At 59.1% G+C, this 17,215-nt stretch carries 19 protein-coding genes; 11 read left to right on the top strand and 8 right to left on the bottom strand.

From position 1 onward, the window contains the following. The 4 genes from P9273_RS03965 to P9273_RS03950 all read left to right on the top strand — a co-directional run. Positions 1-2,148: DUF5801 repeats-in-toxin domain-containing protein (locus P9273_RS03965; RefSeq protein ID WP_278047714.1), on the top strand; the 2,148-nt coding region annotated here is incomplete at its 5' end. Positions 2,149-2,222: 74 nt separating this feature from the next. Continuing rightward, positions 2,223-2,591, top strand: a complete 369-nt coding sequence (locus P9273_RS03960) for a hypothetical protein (RefSeq protein WP_278047713.1) — start codon at positions 2,223-2,225, stop codon at positions 2,589-2,591. A gap of 147 nt (positions 2,592-2,738) precedes the next feature. Next, positions 2,739-3,968 (top strand): ABC transporter substrate-binding protein, encoded by a 1,230-nt coding sequence (locus tag P9273_RS03955; protein WP_336619357.1) that lies wholly within the window; start codon positions 2,739-2,741, stop codon positions 3,966-3,968. A 17-nt stretch (positions 3,969-3,985) separates the two neighbouring features. Further along, entirely contained in the window at positions 3,986-4,168 is a 183-nt protein-coding gene (locus tag P9273_RS03950; protein WP_278047712.1) for a hypothetical protein, read from the top strand. Positions 4,169-4,238: 70 nt separating this feature from the next. On the opposite strand, the gene P9273_RS03945 is transcribed toward P9273_RS03950, so the two are convergent. From P9273_RS03945 to P9273_RS03910, 8 genes are all read right to left on the bottom strand, one after another. Then, entirely contained in the window at positions 4,239-5,222 is a 984-nt protein-coding gene (locus P9273_RS03945; RefSeq protein WP_278047711.1) for a phosphatase PAP2 family protein, read from the bottom strand. Positions 5,223-5,250: 28 nt separating this feature from the next. Continuing rightward, positions 5,251-5,940: a methyltransferase family protein gene (locus P9273_RS03940; protein WP_278047710.1), complete on the bottom strand. Its 690-nt coding sequence runs from the start codon at positions 5,938-5,940 to the stop codon at positions 5,251-5,253. Next, entirely contained in the window at positions 5,912-6,709 is a 798-nt protein-coding gene (locus P9273_RS03935) for a sterol desaturase family protein (protein WP_278047709.1), read from the bottom strand. The genes P9273_RS03940 and P9273_RS03935 overlap by 29 nt, the downstream gene beginning before the upstream one ends. A gap of 96 nt (positions 6,710-6,805) precedes the next feature. Then, a complete protein-coding gene (locus P9273_RS03930; RefSeq protein WP_278047708.1) occupies positions 6,806-7,333 on the bottom strand; it encodes a prepilin peptidase in 528 nt (175 codons plus the stop codon). Beyond that, positions 7,330-7,872: a tetratricopeptide repeat protein gene (locus tag P9273_RS03925; RefSeq protein WP_278047707.1), complete on the bottom strand. Its 543-nt coding sequence runs from the start codon at positions 7,870-7,872 to the stop codon at positions 7,330-7,332. Before P9273_RS03925 ends, P9273_RS03930 begins: the two co-directional genes overlap by 4 nt. Before the next feature lie 52 nt (positions 7,873-7,924). Next, positions 7,925-8,824: a type II secretion system F family protein gene (locus P9273_RS03920; RefSeq protein ID WP_278047797.1), complete on the bottom strand. Its 900-nt coding sequence runs from the start codon at positions 8,822-8,824 to the stop codon at positions 7,925-7,927. Between the two features lie 66 nt (positions 8,825-8,890). After that, entirely contained in the window at positions 8,891-9,862 is a 972-nt protein-coding gene (locus P9273_RS03915) for a type II secretion system F family protein (protein ID WP_278047706.1), read from the bottom strand. Further along, complete coding sequence (locus P9273_RS03910) at positions 9,862-11,247, bottom strand: CpaF family protein (RefSeq protein WP_278047705.1); 1,386 nt, start codon at positions 11,245-11,247, stop codon at positions 9,862-9,864. Before P9273_RS03910 ends, P9273_RS03915 begins: the two co-directional genes overlap by 1 nt. Before the next feature lie 498 nt (positions 11,248-11,745). Here P9273_RS03910 and P9273_RS03905 point away from each other — a divergent pair, with 498 nt between their 5' ends. From P9273_RS03905 to P9273_RS03875, 7 genes are all read left to right on the top strand, one after another. Then, complete coding sequence (locus P9273_RS03905) at positions 11,746-11,919, top strand: Flp family type IVb pilin (RefSeq protein ID WP_278047704.1); 174 nt, start codon at positions 11,746-11,748, stop codon at positions 11,917-11,919. 132 nt (positions 11,920-12,051) lie between these two features. Beyond that, complete coding sequence (locus P9273_RS03900) at positions 12,052-12,225, top strand: Flp family type IVb pilin (protein ID WP_278047703.1); 174 nt, start codon at positions 12,052-12,054, stop codon at positions 12,223-12,225. Between the two features lie 74 nt (positions 12,226-12,299). Continuing rightward, entirely contained in the window at positions 12,300-13,325 is a 1,026-nt protein-coding gene (gene cpaB, locus P9273_RS03895; protein ID WP_278047702.1) for a Flp pilus assembly protein CpaB, read from the top strand. 52 nt (positions 13,326-13,377) lie between these two features. Then, positions 13,378-14,835, top strand: coding sequence for a type II and III secretion system protein family protein (locus P9273_RS03890; protein ID WP_278047701.1), 1,458 nt, complete (start codon positions 13,378-13,380; stop codon positions 14,833-14,835). Next, positions 14,822-15,115: a hypothetical protein gene (locus tag P9273_RS03885; protein ID WP_278047700.1), complete on the top strand. Its 294-nt coding sequence runs from the start codon at positions 14,822-14,824 to the stop codon at positions 15,113-15,115. The genes P9273_RS03890 and P9273_RS03885 overlap by 14 nt, the downstream gene beginning before the upstream one ends. Before the next feature lie 70 nt (positions 15,116-15,185). Beyond that, complete coding sequence (locus tag P9273_RS03880) at positions 15,186-16,688, top strand: pilus assembly protein TadG-related protein (RefSeq protein ID WP_278047699.1); 1,503 nt, start codon at positions 15,186-15,188, stop codon at positions 16,686-16,688. Positions 16,689-16,693: 5 nt separating this feature from the next. Further along, the gene (locus tag P9273_RS03875; RefSeq protein ID WP_278047698.1) at positions 16,694-17,215 is read left to right on the top strand and encodes a TadE/TadG family type IV pilus assembly protein; all 522 of its coding nucleotides are present in this window, start codon (positions 16,694-16,696) and stop codon (positions 17,213-17,215) included.

The raw sequence follows: 17,215 nt of genomic DNA, 5'->3' as shown, positions 1-17,215 counted from the left end.
AACGTCGCGCTCGAACACCTGGTCGACGGCTCGACGGCTGCCGCCTACAACGACGCGCTCAACCTTGCCGGCAAGATCGCCGTGACGGCGACGGTGACGGACGCCGACGGCGACACCGCCAGCACCGGCGCCATCGACATCGGCGGCGCCGTCACCTTCCTCGATGACGGCCCCTCAATTGCCCTGAGCGGGATAGCCGTCTCCCTGACCGTGGACGAAAGCAATCTGGCGGTCAACGATAGCAAGAGCTTCGCCGGCGCTTTCACGTCAAGCTTCGGCGCCGATGGTGCCGGAACAGTGACCTATACGGTGGGCTTCAATGCCGGAGCGACTGGACTGACCGACACGGCGACTGGCCAGGCGGTGGTGCTGAGTCTTGAGGGCGGCCAAGTGGTCGGCCGGGCCGGCCCGGGTGGCGCGATCGTGTTCACGGTCTCGACCGACGCCTCGGGCAATGTCACGCTCGACCAACAGCGCGCCGTGGTGCATCCAAACGCCAGCAATCCGGATGACAACGTGACGCTGTCGGCGGCCAGCCTAGTGACGCTGACGGCTACGGTGACCGACGCCGATGGCGACACGGCTTCACAGACGCTCAACATCGGCAACTCGCTCAACTTCCATGACGACGGCCCAACTCTCGGCTCCTTCACCCCCGGCACGATCCCGAACGAGGTCGGAGCCGTCAGCGGTCTGTTCTCAATTTCGGCAGGTGCCGACGGCCTCGATCACTTCAACATTACTGGTCCCGTGATTGCCGGTATCACCTACACGACGTCACACACGGCGGACGGTACAACCGTCCTCCACGCGATGTCGGGTGCAACCGAGGTCTTCGATCTTACGGTTAGGCCGGATGGCACGTATGAGTTCGACCTCATCACGCCGCAAGCGGCGACGAGCGTGACTCAAACCTTGACGGGCTTGAGCGCGGGTGGTCCGACTCCGTTCCTTGAGACACCTGACGGCCTGGTGGAATTCACCGGCAACGGAAACGGTGTCAATTCTTCCACACAAGGCTTCGGTGTGAGCGACCAGTTCGTCGAAAATGGTGAAAACTTCACCATGGAATTTCACACCTCCGGAACACCCGGAAATGACGCTCCTTCGCTCAATCCTCGCTATATCAGCGCTCTCGATTTCACTGCCGGCAACAACAGCTCCGGTTCAGTGCATTGGACGGCGACGAATACCGGGACGGGACAGACGGAAAGTGGCACGGCAACTCTCACGAATGGCCACCTCATCATCGACCCATCAATCGACTTCAACGTGATCTCGATCACTGGCGATCCAGGCTCAAAGCTGCGTCTTGAAAGCGTTGGCATCTCCCAGACGATCCTGCCGAGCGATTCGAACTACCATTTCCAGGTGAGCGCGGTCGATAAGGATGGCGACGTGAGTGCCATCCAAGGGTTGGACATCCATCAGGTGGCTGCGGGTTCGGGCGGCAACTATACTCTGAACGGGTTCGCTGGAACGGTGAACGATGTGATCGCCGGGAGCACGCATACCGACACGATCGCGGGCGGAGCCGGGACCGATATTGCCGACTACACCGGAAGCGTGGCGGCGGTATCCATCCACCTCGCCGACGATGGCCACGCATCCGGCGCGCCGGGAACGTTCAACAACCCCGCGGCCGGCACTATTGGCGGCGGCGACGCGACCGGCGACAGCCTGACTGGCATAGAAGGGCTTATCGGGGGCGCGGGCAACGACTTCTTGTTCGGCAACGCCGGTAACAACTATCTCGCCGGTGGCGCCGGCAACGACACGATCAATGGCGGGGGCGGCAACGACACCCTCGTTGGCGGTCTTGGCCAGGATACGCTGACGGGCGGCAGCGGCGCCGACACGTTCAAGCTCGACCACATCGACATCAAGGATCTCATCACCGACTACAATGGTGGCGAAGGTGATGTGATCGACCTGACATCGTTGTTCAAGACAGGGTCGGAAAACATCGGCGACTATGTGAACTACAACCAGGCGACCGGAACCTTGAGCGTCGACGTCAACGGTGTGACCGGCGGCGCCAACTTCGTCGACGTTGCGCAACTGACCAATCTGCCCGCCGCCAACACGATCACGCTGCTCTACGATGACGGTGCGCATACGCACACGACAACGGCGAACGTGGTTTAAGGGCGTGGCGCAAAGCCACGCTTCCATGCTATGCATAAGCAACACATGAATTCGCAATTCGAAGAGGGGCTTACATGAAACATTCCGCAAGATTGCTGGCTTCGGCCGCGGCGCTGCTGCTGGCCGGGTCGACGGGCTTCGCCGCCGATATCATCGGCGAGCCGGCGGTGAATTATTGCCACACCGTCGGCACATCGGACCTGGTGCTGACCGACAACATGGTCGAGCTCAAGGACCATGTGGTGAAGCTGATGGACGAATCGGTCGCCGTCGCCAACAGCCCGGAATGGATCAACTCGTCGCGTCCCGCCTTCGTCTGGGCCTCGGAAGCCAAGGTCGCCTGCGGCATGGCCTATGGCTACCTCAAGACGAACTACAAGGACGAAGACACGCTCAACAAATGCGAATGCTTCCACGACCGCATGGTCGAGTACATGCACTGAGCTGACGGGCGTGCGCCGCGCCGACCGTTTGCAATGACGACGATGAAAGCCAGGGTGGAGGCGGACGCGTGCGCGACGACGCCGGCGGCTGCCGCGCATGCCGGCGGGATGCCGACAACTGATCTCCGACGCGAGCGGTGGCGAGCCTTGGCCCTGGCCTTTGCCATTGCGGCGGCAGCGTCCGGATGCCAGTCCAAGAACGGATCGTCGGACGTGCTCGATCCATCGGCGATCGCGGCACCCGCCGGCCAGGCGGGCGCTGCCGTGGCGTCCGCCCAGCAAGCAAGCGTCGAGACCTCGGGCAGCGCGACTTCGGGCGGCCCGACCTCGGCCGCCGCCGCCAAGGCCCAGCTGACGCTCGGCACGGGGCCGACCAGGGTCGCCATGCTGCTGCCGCTTTCAGCGCCCGGAAGCACGGGCGAGAACGGCCGAAAGATGTATGACGGCGCGCGCCTCGCGATGGCCGATCTCGGCGACAAGCTTCTGACGCTGACGATCGAGGATACGCGCGGCGACAGCGGCTACGCGAAAGACCTCGCGGTGAAGGCGATCACCTCGGGCACGGCCAAGGCGGTCATCGGGCCGTCCGAGCTTGCGGCCGCGCAGCACCTTGCCAAGCTCTCCGGCTCCAAGCGGCCGCCGGTGCTGGCGCTGGCCGACAATTTCGCCGGCGGCCCCGGCGTCTATTCCGTGCGGCTCAGCGAGGCCGACAGCGCGGCGGCGGGCGCGGCGGCAATCGCCAGCAAGGGCGCCAGGAAATTCGTGCTGATGGTGCCGGCGGGCGCCGACTCAAGCCCGGTTGAATCCCGGGTCGCCAACGCGCTCAGCATCTATGGCGCCACACTTGCGGTGACGCTGCCCTATTCGCCGACCGACGGCGGCGCGAAGGTGGTGTCGGACATGAGCTCGCTGGTGGAGGCGCCCGACGCCGTGGTCGTCGCCTGCGGCGGCGGCAGCCCCACGGCGGTGCTGGCGGCGCTGAAGGCCAAAGGCATTCCCAGTAAGGCGGTGACGCTGATCGGCACCGACCGCTGGCTGGAGCGCCCGATGGATCCGCTCTACGAGGGCGCCTATATCGCGACGCTCGACGAGAGCGAGACCGGGCCGATCGCCGACCGCTTCAAGGCGACCTACAAGTATCAGCCCGACGTCAATGTCGCCTATGCCTACGACATGGTGGCGCTGAGCGCGGGCATAGCGAGCGCGGCCGGCCCAGACGGCTTCAACAAGCAGGTGCTGGAGAACACAACCGGCTTCCGCGGCTCGACCGGCCTGTTCCGCTTCCGCAGCGACGGCTCGAGCCAGAGATCGATGCCATTTTTCAAGGTGGAGAAGGGTAAGCTGAAGCTGGTGGAGAAGCAGACGGCGGGGTTTTGAGGGGCGAGGCGGGTTTCGTGGGTTTTCTCGGGAAGCTGCTCATTCTGGCGATTGTTGGCACGGTGGGTGCAGGTGCTGTCGCGCTCTTCGAGTGGCTGATGTTTGAGCCGCCGAAACCGGCTGTTTCCGGCGAACACCCAAGTCCGCCTGTTGTCAAGAAAAGTCCGGAACAGCAATGGACATGGCCAAACGCCGGCTGAGGCTAGGAGAAGTAGACAACAGCGCTTGAGTCCCCAACGAGCTAGACCTCTGGGCACGAGTTGCAGACCGTTATGCCTCGGCTGCAGGGTACGCCGTCGATGGCGTACGAGCTGTCTGAAGATGATAGGAACCGATCTTCCTGACGACAAGAATCGAAGCAATGCCAACCATCGTCCCGGCAATCACATCGATCAGATGGTGCCCGCCTTCCGGGAGCGTACTAACGATCATTATGGCGTTCAGGCAACCCACTGGCCAGAACAGCCAACGATAACGCCGAAGCGCGTAGACGATCATGATGCCGAGCGCCGTGTGGTATGACGGAAAGGTAACTAAGCCATCGCTTTTGATTACTACTAGATCGAACGGCTGGCCGGATCGCAATGCCATTAGGGTGTCGTAATGCCATACACCGGCCTTGGCGGTGAAGTGATTGAACTGTTCGGCGGCTGGCCTGAAGTAAGCGTAAGCACCCTCAGCCGGAACAATTGCCATACTCGCTCCCGTAAATAACGACGAAACGGCAAGCAGCGCAACAAGCTCCATGGCTCTGTCGTTCCGCCTAGTTACCGCATGCCACAAGAGGACAAGTGGCAATTGAGGTCCAAGAGCGTGATAAGCGAAGCTCAACACGGGAGCAACAATTCCGTTGTTGGTAGCAGCTAGAAATCGCTGCCAGTCAAAGCCGAGCCACATGTCGATCGAAGCTAGTGTTGGATCGGCGAAAGGGCGTTCCGTTGCGCTCGCCAGATACATAAAGATTGTGGTACTGATCGCCAAAGGAACAAAGGCTGCGGTGACAAGCGCGAGGCTTTGAAGAAAGTCAGATGCTCTACGGATTATCCGCGCCATTCGAGAAGCGTCCGTTGCCAGGCGCCACTCGACGAACCGCGAGACGACAACTGCCCCTGCGACGCAGGCAGCAACCGTTGCGAAATCGGACCAGTTAAGTGGGGACAGGCTGACAGTAGAACGGCCAAGCCACACCAAATCCACAGACGCAAAAACGCCGGTCGTCATAATTGTTGTATAGAAATAACGCCTCGATGCCATCAACATAATCCAATTGAGGCAAGACCATTTAACCTGTGCCAGAATCTATCAGCGCGGTCGTAGAAAACCGAGGGACCAGCATGGGAACCATTCGCGCATATTCCTGATACTGCGGAAAAGCAGCTCGCAAGATTTTTTCTTCGTTCACTATCCGGCGATATTGGAATGCAAGGACTATGACACCTACAGTGATCGTTACCCAAGTCGGATTTCGAAGAATGATGCCGAACAGAACTATAGCTTCGCAGGCGTAGAGCGGATGGCGCACCATCTGGTACGGACCTGCCGTAACCAGCCGCCTTGCTTGCGCGAGAATGCTGAACGACCGACCAAGCCACCATAGGCACCAGATGCACAAGCAGAAACCAACAATCGTAACAAGATCGGCGATCAGCTCCAGCTTTGGTGCTATTGGCAAACGAGGAACGGCGATCAGAGTTATCGTGGCGAAGCAACCGATCAGGGCGGAAATGCGTGGCTCGATTCCTTGGGCCGTCCTTACGGGCGGAAGCCGCGCCACAGTCGTCACAACCACGAGCACCATGAAACCGAGCGCCGTTATACTCGCTCCGATGTCGATCAGCCACGGCGCTGTCCACTCCGCATTGCCGATTTCTCCGGCTGTTGCGGCTGCCTTCAAGGTTGCGCAGACCGTAAAGTATAGCGCCATCGTGGCACGACCTATGAAATCACGCATCTCTGGCGGAGGGAACTTCATTGATCTTGCCTTTTGGGAGCAGCGGATAGGCCAATTGCTCAACATAATGCGATGGGATGGGATCATCGACGCCGTAGCACTCAGGCACTAATTTGCCAGGAAGATGCATCGTCCCGAAGACGACATCGATGAATGCAAGCTGCGCGGCAAAATTTTTGTCATAGGCCGCGCGTTCGCGCGCATGGTGCCAATGATGAAACTGAGGAGATGCTATGAACCACCGGAGCGGGCCGACATTCAGCCGTACATTGGCGTGCAGCAGCAAGGCGTGGGCGTGAAAAATGAACACAAATAGCGCAATCGACTCCTCGCTAAAGCCTAACAAGTAGACAGGGACGAACGAGGCACTTTTGGTCAGGATCTGATCGACCGGATGGATCCTATGCCCTGCAAGCCAGTCGAGTTCCTCGATACTATGATGAACCGCGTGGAAATTCCAAAGAAACGGGATCGCGTGGAAAGCCCGATGTGTGAAGTAAAAGCCAATATCCGCGATGACGATGATCTCGAGGAGTTGGAGCCAAACCGGCTGAGATGAAATCGCCGCGCCCACAAAGGCTGGTACGAGCCATCCCAAGATGCTGGTCGCCAGCGTCACTGTTGCAATCAGGCCGACGGTTATAGGGACGCCATTGAACACAGCGTAAATCAGATCATTGAAGAAGGCCTTCCTGAAAATCCTTTGGCTCGGTCGCAATGCGAAAAAATGCTCGATCGGCACAAAGATCAGCGCCGTGATCAAAAGACTCTTAAGGTTCAAGATATCCATACGGCCACCCCGCCGACCGTCAAGATTCAACCACTTCAGCAGCTTTAGCGCAAGCTAATGGTTTCCGGAGGGTTAATAACGAATAGGCACGTTGTGTCAAAACGGGTTAACGAACGCGCTGGCTCCCACCAGGACTTCAAACGCTATCGTGCAGATTGCCGCGATGGCGATCGGCACGCCAAACGGTACAACTCCCTTGCGGTCAAGGTGCTGGATGTAGACGCGAAAGGCACCCTCCGGCAGCATGAAAGGAAATTTCATGACTATGGCAGTGGCAAAGGCGAGCACCAAGAGCAGAATGGAAAAGAGGGCGAGACCGCTGCCTCCAATCAAAAACGGCATGACAGCCATGAGCTTCACATCGCCGGCGCCAAGTTTGCGTAAAGCCCAGAACGGAAAGAGCACGACGAACAATAGCAAGCCGGCGAGTGCGCTCAGTCCCATGTCCCACCAGGATCCGGCGACCAAGGCCACTAACTGAAGCGAGCCGAGGCCGAGGCATATCAGCAGCAGCACGTCCCGGTTGGCGATCTTCTGCGTTGTGAAATCGGTCCAGGCTATTCTGCCAAGAAGCGGGATGGCCAGTGCCCTGAGCGACAGCGATACCGCGAGCAAAAGGCTCATGACCGCTCTATGTTCCGCACACTGGACGATAGCAGCTTCAGATTGTTGGCCACTGTCGGATCGTTGGGCGCGAGCTCGTAGGCTTTGAGGAAATTGGTTCGCGCCTCCTGCAGCTTGCCGCGCAGCAGATAGGAATAGCCGACATTGTTGTAATATTCCGGCGTCGCTCCGAGCAGCTTATAGGCCCGGCCGTAGGCCATATCGGAGAGATCAAAGCGCCGGATGCGGTCGCAAGAAGCTGCAAGACCCAACCAGGCGACGCCGTCATTGGGTGCCAGCCGCGTGGCCTTGTAGAACAGCGCGCCGGCGTTGCCGTAGTTTTCGGAACGGAACTGGGTCTTGGCCTCGGTAACCGCCTGGTCCGAGGCGTAGTAGTCGACATCGCTGACCGTTTTCAGCCCGTCGAAGGCATCGCCGAAGGCGGTGTAATCGCCTTTTGCCGGTTCGTTGGTGCGCACAACGCCGCTGGTGGTGTCCGTCTGACAGCCGGCAAGCGCTATCATCAACAGGCCAGTTGCGGCGGCAATCAGCTTCTTCATGTGGTGTCCCCGCGAGTCCCCGACCCATATTAGGACCAAAGCATATGTTCAACTAGAAGAAAATGCCCTTCATGCGGATGATAACCGGAAGCATCACCACCATCATCACCACCGGGAAGATACATAGACCCAAGGGGATCATGATCTTGACCGGCAAGGCGTTGGCTTGCTCTTCCGCGCGCAAAATCCGTTGCGAACGCATTTCGTCACTGTAGACCCGCAGAGCTTCGGTGAGGCTGGTGCCGAGTTCTTCAGACTGTCGGAACAACACTGCCAAGGATCTAGCCTCTTCCAGGCCCACTCGGTCAGCCAATTCGCGGAGGGCCTCGCGCAGTGGCTTGCCGGCACGCAACTGCAGATTCATAATCGAAAGCTGAATACCCAGCCATTTGTGCGTACCGGCGAGTTCGGTGCCAACCCGCTCAACCGCGGCCTCCAAGCTCATCCCTGCATCGGCACATGTGATCATCATATCCATGAAATCCGGGAAACCACGCCGATAGACCTGCTTCTGAGCGTTCTCAAATCGATCGAGCATGATACCAGGAATGACGATGCAGCCGAGCCCGAGAAGAGCCGAACCTGCAAATGCGAGGAAGCTGGGCAATTGTGGAGGCAAGAGATTGGACAGCAGCGCGTAGCTCGCCAGGAAGCCAACGCACACGGAGCCCAGACGACAGATGGTATACACAGCCGGAGCACTCGACTGGTGGAACCCAGCACGAAACAGCTTCGCTTCCAATGCATTTGGCTCGCCGCGCTCCTTTTCCAAGGCACGAAAATAGGCGTCAACCGGTCGCTGCGCAGAGATCCTATTGAGCTCTTGCTGCGCGCCCAGCGAACGACGGTTGGTTATACCCTCGGATAGGAGAGCCCTAGATACCATTCTTCTGGTCTGAATGACCGGCAGGATAATAAGCGCAGCCAGCAGAAAAATTGCCGCTGCCGCCATGAAGACAGCGATCGACAGCAACACTGGCGAATTCCCGATACCGGTCAGCAAGTCTGTTCACGCTCCTCAGAAATCAAAATTGACCATGCGATACATGATAAAGTCCCCCAGCAGAGCCCATAGCCCGAAAATCAGGAAAACGGGCAATATTATCGGGCTTCCCCAAACATCGCCGTAGAAGCTAGGAGAGACGAGCATCATAATCGCGAACATGAAGACCGGAAAAAGAGAGATGATCCAAGCCGAAATCCGCCCTTCGGCAGAGAGCGCCCGTATCTTCATTCGCAGCTTCCGGCGTTCGCGCAAGACGGAGGCCAGGTTCGAGAGGATCTCGGTCAGGTTGCCGCCAGTCTTGGCCTGGATCGAGAGCGATACCGATAGCAGATGCAGACCCTCAAACCCTACTCTCTCGGAAAGCTTCCGTACCGCCTGTTCGAGGCTCAAACCAAATGTGATCTCATCGGAGACAATACCGAACTCGGTTCCCAGAGGGTCGGGCATCTCTCGCGCAACCAAGCCAATAGCCACCGTGGTCGGGTGGCCAGCGCGCAGGGAACGCACAATCATGTCGAGGGCATCAGGAAGTTGAGCCGCGAATCTGTTGATTCGCTTGTTCCTCGCCCTTCGCAACACAAGAAGCGGCAGCACTACTCCCACCACAATGAAAGCGCCAATGGCAAGGAGTATCGATGCACCAAAGATCAAAGACAAAATAAGTGCAAGAACGAGCCCGGCGAGCAAAAACATCGCTCCAAACGCGAGCGGGTTGCCCGTTACGCCGGATTGTGTGTAGAGGCGATTCAGAGCGACCGCTCCAAAGATGAAGTCTCCCGAAGCGGTAAGGCCGCGCTCCTGAAGGAGGCTCTGCAGACTCTGCTCTGCAGGGGCGGCTTCCCCTAGGCGCTGCAGGCGCCTGTTGATCACTCCTGCCCGCGCGCGCCTGCTCGCAAAGGAGAGGTAGAAGGACTCCGCGGCAAGGATGACCGACGCAGCTGCTAGGACGTAGATGAAATAGAGAAGGGTTTGGCCGGTCGGCATCAGAGCGGAACCTGCGGATTGAACGCGTCTTTTCCGAAATGATGGCCCAAGGTCGCAGCTTCCTGCGCAAATCGCGGGCGAACCCCGGTGGCCCGGAAATCGCCGATGATGGAGCCGTCCGGGCCGACATCGCGGCGAACGAAATGGTAGATTTCCTGGAGTTGAACCACATTCCCTTCCATGCCGGTGATCTCCGAGATGGAAACCACCCGCCGGCCGCCATCCGAAAGACGCTGCGTCTGCACGATGATGTCGATAGCCGAAGCGATTTGCGACCGGATGGAGTCGTTCGTCATCGGCATGCCGGCCATGCCGACCATCTGCTCCATTCGCGAAATCGCATCGCGCGGCGTGTTGGCATGAATGGTTGTCATCGACCCCTCATGGCCGGTGTTCATAGCTTGCAGCATGTCGAACGCTTCCTCGCCGCGCACTTCGCCAACGATGATGCGATCCGGCCGCATGCGCAACGCATTCTTGACCAACTCGCGCTGACGGACCTCGCCCTTGCCTTCCACATTGGGTGGACGGGTTTCCAAACGTCCGACATGCGGCTGCTGCAATTGCAGTTCCGCCGCGTCCTCGATCGTGACCAGTCGCTCCTTTGACGGGATATAGCTCGACAATGCATTTAGCAGAGTCGTTTTGCCGCTACCTGTACCCCCCGAAACCAGGATCGACTTGCGTGTCTGCACGGCTATCCGCAGCAAATCGACCATTGGCGGGCGGATCGAGTTGAAGGCAATCAGCCGCTCAAGCGAATAGGGATGTTTTGAAAATTTCCGGATAGACACCAGCGGGCCGTCTACCGAAATGGGTCGCACAGCGATGTTCACGCGCGACCCGTCTTCCAGGCGAGCATCAACCATCGGTGATGATTCATCGACACGCCTGCCAATGGCCGAGACGATCTTGTTGATCACACGTAAGAGATGCGCCTCGTCGCGAAACCGGATGGAGGTTTCTTCAAGAACGCCGCGCCGTTCAATGAAGACCCGCTTGTGGGTATTGATCAAGATGTCCGCAATGGACTCGTCCTTGAGCAACGGCTCGATAGGCCCAAGCCCAAGCATCTCGTCCGCCGTGTCGCTGGTCAGTTGATCGAGCTCCCGGGCATTCAGCGGTACATTTCGGGCGCGAACAAATTCCCTGACGATTGGACGAATGTCATCCAGAATCTCGTCCTTAGAAGCAGACTCCAGCGCCGCGAGATTGAAGCGGTCAATCAAATGTCGATGCAGGTCGACCTTCAAGGCAAGGAACGCCTCGTCGGAGTTGTCGACGTCGGCGTTCGGTTCCGTTGGCTGAAGTTGCGACAATGGCGCTACAGCATTTGCCTGCGGCACGCGCGTCTCGGCTTGTCCTTTAATGAAGCGGCCTAACATTGGCTTTGCCCCTGCCATTTCCCCGGGTTCGAAACTAAGCGTTAACCACGAGCGGCACAAGCGGCCTGGAGAACACACCGGCCGTATTACTTGCGACATAGTTAAGATACGAGACTCAAGAAGTCGATTTTATTCGTCATAGCGCGGCCCAACGGACCAAAGTCGTAGGACCTTTGGCCAGAAACTCGAACGGAAGTTCCCGCTAACTCGCTCGATATAAAGGAATATGCCAAGCACCTAATGTTGTTGCCCTGGGGGCATTGGCGTGGCCGAATTGTGAATGAATGGTTAAGATCGCTTGAAAAATGAGCCGAATCAAGCTGTTGTCTAAATTGAAGAAGCGTAAAATCGAGTATTTGAAGGTTAAGGAACCGTTAATCTGTTTGACTCAGCTTTTTTGCGCGACCTAGGATTGAAAGTGACGGGGGATGCTTGGGTATGGGGTTCATCCTTAGGCTCGTCTCGTCGGGTTCAAACCTCCAAAGGGAGTTAATTGGCATGAAGAAGCTCATGACGATGGCCCGGCAGTTCCGCGACGACGAAAACGGCGCTGCTATGGTCGAATATACGATCTTACTCGGCATAATCACCGTGGCGGTGATCGCCACGATCATTCTTGTCGGCAACTGGGTCGTGGGGCGGTGGACGACGCTGCAGGCCGCGCTGCCGTAATTTGATCAGCAGTCATCGGCGCCGGCTTTCTGGCGCCGATGCCTAGATGGATTAAAGGCGACGAGGGATGCTCGAGTCTAGATTACATCCTTGACTCGTCTCGTCGGGTTCAAACTCCAAGGGAGAGTTGGCATGAAGAAGCTCATGGCAATGTCCCGGCAGTTCAGCGGCGACGAAAATGGCGCTGCTATGGTCGAATACACCATCCTGCTCGGCATTATCACCGTGGCGGTGATCGCCACGATTATCCTTGTCGGCAACTGGGTTGTCGGCCAATGGACAACGCTGCAGGCGGCACTGCCGTAAATGCATAAGTCGCTTCGCCGGCACGGGCACGGAACCCGTGTCGGCGAGCTGAGCGACGTGGGTGGGGGCAGGAAATGCGCGCAAATACTCTTATAATGATTGTTCTTGCCAGCGTGTTTGGGGTCCTGGCGGTTGTTCTTGCCAACGTTTGGCTCGCTAATCAGCGCAGCGCCATGGCTCGAACGGAAGACGTGAATCGCGACACGCTGGTCGTAGCCGCCGTGCCGCTGAAATTCGGAGATTCTCTCAGCGCGGACAAATTGCGCGAGATTCCCTGGCCTGCAGGCGCGGTCCCGGCCGGCGCTTTCAAGACGACAAAAGATCTTCTGGCTGGCGACGGAGCCAAGCAGGCGCTTCAGGCGATTGGCGTCAATGAACCCGTGCTTGCCACCAAGATTACAGGCCCAGGCCAACGCGCCACACTTTCAGCCGTGCTGGCGGAGGGCATGAAGGCCGTTTCCATCCGGGTGAACGACGTGCTCGGCGTCGCCGGATTCGTCTTCCCCGGTGACCGTGTCGACGTGCTGTTGACTCGCACCGCGCATAACGATGGCGGCCCGGAAAAGAGCTACGTCGACGTTCTGCTGCAGAGCGTCAAGGTGCTCGCCGTCGACCAGGTGGCCGACGAAAGCAAGGACAGCCCCACTGTCGTGAAGGCGGTGACCGTCGAAGTCAGCACCAAAGATGCGCAAAAGCTCACTCTTGCAGCAGATGCCGGCCAGTTGTCGCTGGCGCTCCGTCAAGCAGCCGCCAGCAAAGCAGAATCGACCGAGCGTATAACGCTTTCGGATCTCACGGGCGACACGCCGGAGGATGTCGCCAAGCGCCAGGCGGAAGCCCAGAAGCAGGCGGCGGCCGATGCCGCGGCTGCAGCGGATCGCCAGCGCGCCGATGCTAAGATCGATGGACTGGCCAAAGCGGTGGAACGCGTCGGCAGCCAGGTGGACGAGTTAAGCAAGACAAAACCAGTCGTGGTCGTGCAGCCGCCCCCCCCAGCCGAGCCGGTGAAATATGTGCAGCCCGAACCGCCCGCAAGAGCCACAATTGGCGTGTTCCGGGGCGTAAAGCTCGAAACGTATGACGTGCCGCGCCAACGCTAGAAAGCGGGCGGTAAACGAGGGGCTGCCCACAGGCAGCAATGGGAGACGAGGGATGAAGGGGATTTGGATGAGGATAGCGGCGGCCGCGCTATTCTCCGTAGCGTTGTCGGCAACGGCCGGCCAGTCAGCGAGAGCGGCTGACCGCTTCATAGACGTGTCGAGCCCATCGCTCCATCGCGTGTTCGTGCCCATTTCTCAGTCCACGACAATCACGGTCAACGCGACGTTGGGCGATATCGTCGTCGGCGACGAGAAGATCGCCGACGCGCAACCGATGACCGACAAGACACTCTACATTATCGGCAAGAGTCTCGGCACCACCACGGTCAACCTGTTTTCCGAGGACAAGCGCTCGCTGGGGGCCATCCAGATCGAGGTCGGCCAGGATGTCAGCGACATGGCGGCCGCGATCCGCCAGGTGGCGCCGAAAGCACGTATCGAGATCGGGTCGATCAACGGCAAGGTGCGACTGAGCGGCCACGTCAAGGACGCAGCGACGCTGGCGCAGATCGTCGAGGTGACCCAGCAATATGGCCCCGAAGCCATCATCAATGCCGTGACCATCGATGATAGCGAGCAGGTCAATCTTTCGGTGCGTATTCTTGAAGCCAAGCGCAATGCCGGTCGCGATCTCGGGGTGTCCTTCAGGAGCACGAACAGGAGCGGCACGACCCGAACCGGAACCGGAATAGGCGCCATATCGAAGGACGACGACGGCAATTCGGTCGTGCTTGGCGATGGGGAGCTAATTAGTGGCCTGCTGTCGACCGCCAGTCCGTTCGGAGCGCTGATTACCCGCATCATCGACAGCAACGTCAAGGTTGACCTGATCATCGAGGCCCTGGAGTCGAAGGGCGTCGTGCGCCTGCTGGCCGAACCAAACCTCACCACGGTTTCCGGCGAAACCGCCAGCTTCAACGCCGGCGGTGAGGTGCCGATCCGCAGCGTCAACAGCCAGGGTGAGATCGAAATCGTATTCAAGCAGTTCGGCGTCAATCTCAACTTCACGCCTGTCGTGCTGGACGACGGCAAGATCCATATGAAGCTGGCGCCGGAAGTCAGTGACCTGACGGGCTTCACGCCCGCCGGCGATCCAATCTTCACCAACCGCAAGCTGGCGACTACTGTCGACCTCCGCGACGGCCAGAGCTTCGCCGTTGGCGGATTGTTGTCCAGCAAGAACACGAGGCTTCAGGATCAGGTGCCTTGGCTTGGCCAGGTACCGATCATCGGTGCGCTTTTCAAGAATTCTAGCACGCAGAAGGAAGAGACGGAGTTGGTCGTCATCGTCACGCCGCATCTGGTGCGCCCGGTGAAGCCTGGCGAGCAATTGGCCACGCCTTTCGACAAGACGAGGCCGGCCAACGATCCGGAACTCATGCTGCTTGGCCAACTCGAAGTCAGCAAAGACATGATCCGCAAATATGAGCATGGCGACGGCGTCACCGGCCCTTACGGCCACATGCTGGATGTGAAATCGAAGGACAAGCTGGTCTATGTCAAAAAGTAAGCTCCTGGTCGTGCTTCTCGGCACCAGCCTGCTTGCGGGCTGCGCGGCCGACTATTTGAACAATTACGACACGATGACGCTGGCTTCCGGCGACTCGCAGAACGCCAACCAGCTGCTGCAGACCGTCGATCCGTACAACCCGGCTTCGAGCAACACGAAGATCAAAGGCGATGGCGCACGATCGGTTGGCGTTGTGCAAAGATACAAGCTTCCGCCCTCCCCGGCGCCCACAACAAACATGACGGTCAACGTGGGTCCGACAGGTGCGGCCACACAGTGAAATGAACGAAAGGAAGCGGTTGTATCAGGGAATGCGAGGAGCCTGACACCGAGGGGTAAAGGGTAGCGTCATGTTGGGGACCATTCGCAGATTTTGGCGCGATCAGCGAGGCGTAGCGCTGCTGCTGGTCAGCATAATGCTGCCGGCGATCATCGGCTTCTCGCTGCTTGCGATCGATATGAGCCGGGTCAACAACATGCATAACGACCTGCAGAAGGCAGGCGATGCCATGGCTTTGGCCGCGGCTGCTGAACTGGATGGCCGAACCGACTCGATTGTCCGCGCCGACCGGGCTCTAGCGACCCTGGTGAGCAACCAATATACTTTCTCCACGGCCAACGTCCCGCAAACGTTGCTCGCCGCGGGAGTGACGAGGGCCTATCTTCGGTCGCTTCCAGCGTCGGACAGCACTGCGATCGCAGCAGCCAACATCATCACCGACGAAGTGACGGATGCGCCGAACGCAAGGTTCGTGCGCGTCACCGTGACGCCCGTTGGCTTCGCCGCCATATTCCCGGCGTCGTTCTTGACAGGAAGCACCGCGAACAACAGCTTCAATGTCGGCGCGACCTCTGTCGCAGGGTTTACCTCGGGTGTCTGCAACTATACGCCGGTCTTCATCTGCAACCCCTATGAAATGGTCAACGGCACCAATGCTGCCGGCGGCGTCACCTTGCAGCAAGCGGCATCGGATCCTTCCATTCGTCGGCGGCTCATCGAACTTCGCACCGTGGGCAACAACGCCGCATACGGCCCGGGCAATTTCGGCTTCCTGGCGCCGCCCGACACCGTCGGCAATGGCGCGCAGGGTCTCGCGCAGACGATCGCGACATCGAGGCCTATCGGCTGTTATTCGGCGCAGGGCGTGAGCACCAAGACCGGCCAGAACACCGGCCCGATCCAGGATGCATTCAACGTGCGTTTCGGCATCAATGCCAACGGCAATGCATTCAACAGTTCGGAATACGGCCCTGCCTCGAATGTGCGGAAGGGCGCGTCGACCGGCGGCAACGGGAATGGCAATGGCAATAGCAACCAATGTCCCAACTACAATCAACTGACATTCAACGCGACGGGCAATATGGGCCTGCCGAGGGACGGCACGACACCATATATGGGCGGCCGGATGGGCGACGGGAACTGGAACCTGTCCGGCTATTGGAGCACCAATTTCGGAGGAACCAGCTATCCCTCTTCCTGGAACACCAGCAAACCGACCCGATATCAGGTCTACCAATACGAGATCGCGAATAACTTGGTGGGGGTCGCCTCAACGGGCGGCGAGGTAGGAACGCCGCCGAGTTCCTGCCAACCACCTGTGACAACTGTCGATCGACGCTTGCTTTACGGCGCGATCCTCAACTGCAATGCGCTTGAGGCCGCCGGCAACGATTTGAACGGCAACAGCACCAATCTCCCCGTCGAGGCTTTCGCAAGCTTCTTCCTGACCGAACCCGTTCCAGGCGCCAACGCAGGCGGGTCGGTCTTTGTCGAACTCGTAGACATCACCGGTCGCGGCGGTCAGGGGACCTTGGATAGCTTCCTGCGCGACGAAGCCCAACTTTACCGGTGATGAAAATGCTTCGCCTTGCCCTGCGTCACCTTGCAAAATTCCGGCGCGACCAACGCGGCGCGGTGATGGTCGAGATGACCCTCGTCGCCCCATTGATGCTCGCGCTTTCAGCCGGGGTGTTCGAATTCGGCAATCTCATCCACGATAAACTGTTGATGGAAGCTGGTCTTTCGGATGGTGCCCGCTTCGGCGCACGTTGCAACAGCCAGATTTACACGGATGCAGGGCTGGCAGCCATAAACTGCGCGAACCTCGCGACCAACATCGCGGTGTTCGGCAACGTGGCTGGCTCGGGCACCGCACGGGTCCCCGGCTGGCTCACAACCAATGTCACCGTGACGATCGGAACAGGCTGCCACGATGCCGTGGTTAACGGCGTCACGCAGTATCGATCCACGACCGCGCAAGTCTGCGTCGTCCAGGCCTCCGGCACTTATCCCTATACCGGAATAGGCATGCTGGCGCTCATCGGCATTGGGCCGATCACCCTTAGCGGCTCCCACCAAGAACGGTTGATGCGGTTCTGA

Source organism: Mesorhizobium sp. WSM4935 (assembly GCF_029625735.1).
In the GTDB taxonomy this organism is placed as follows: Bacteria; Pseudomonadota; Alphaproteobacteria; order Rhizobiales; family Rhizobiaceae; genus Mesorhizobium.
The sequence above is the reverse complement of the archived record's forward strand: the minus strand, read 5'-3'. Positions and strand labels throughout refer to the sequence as shown.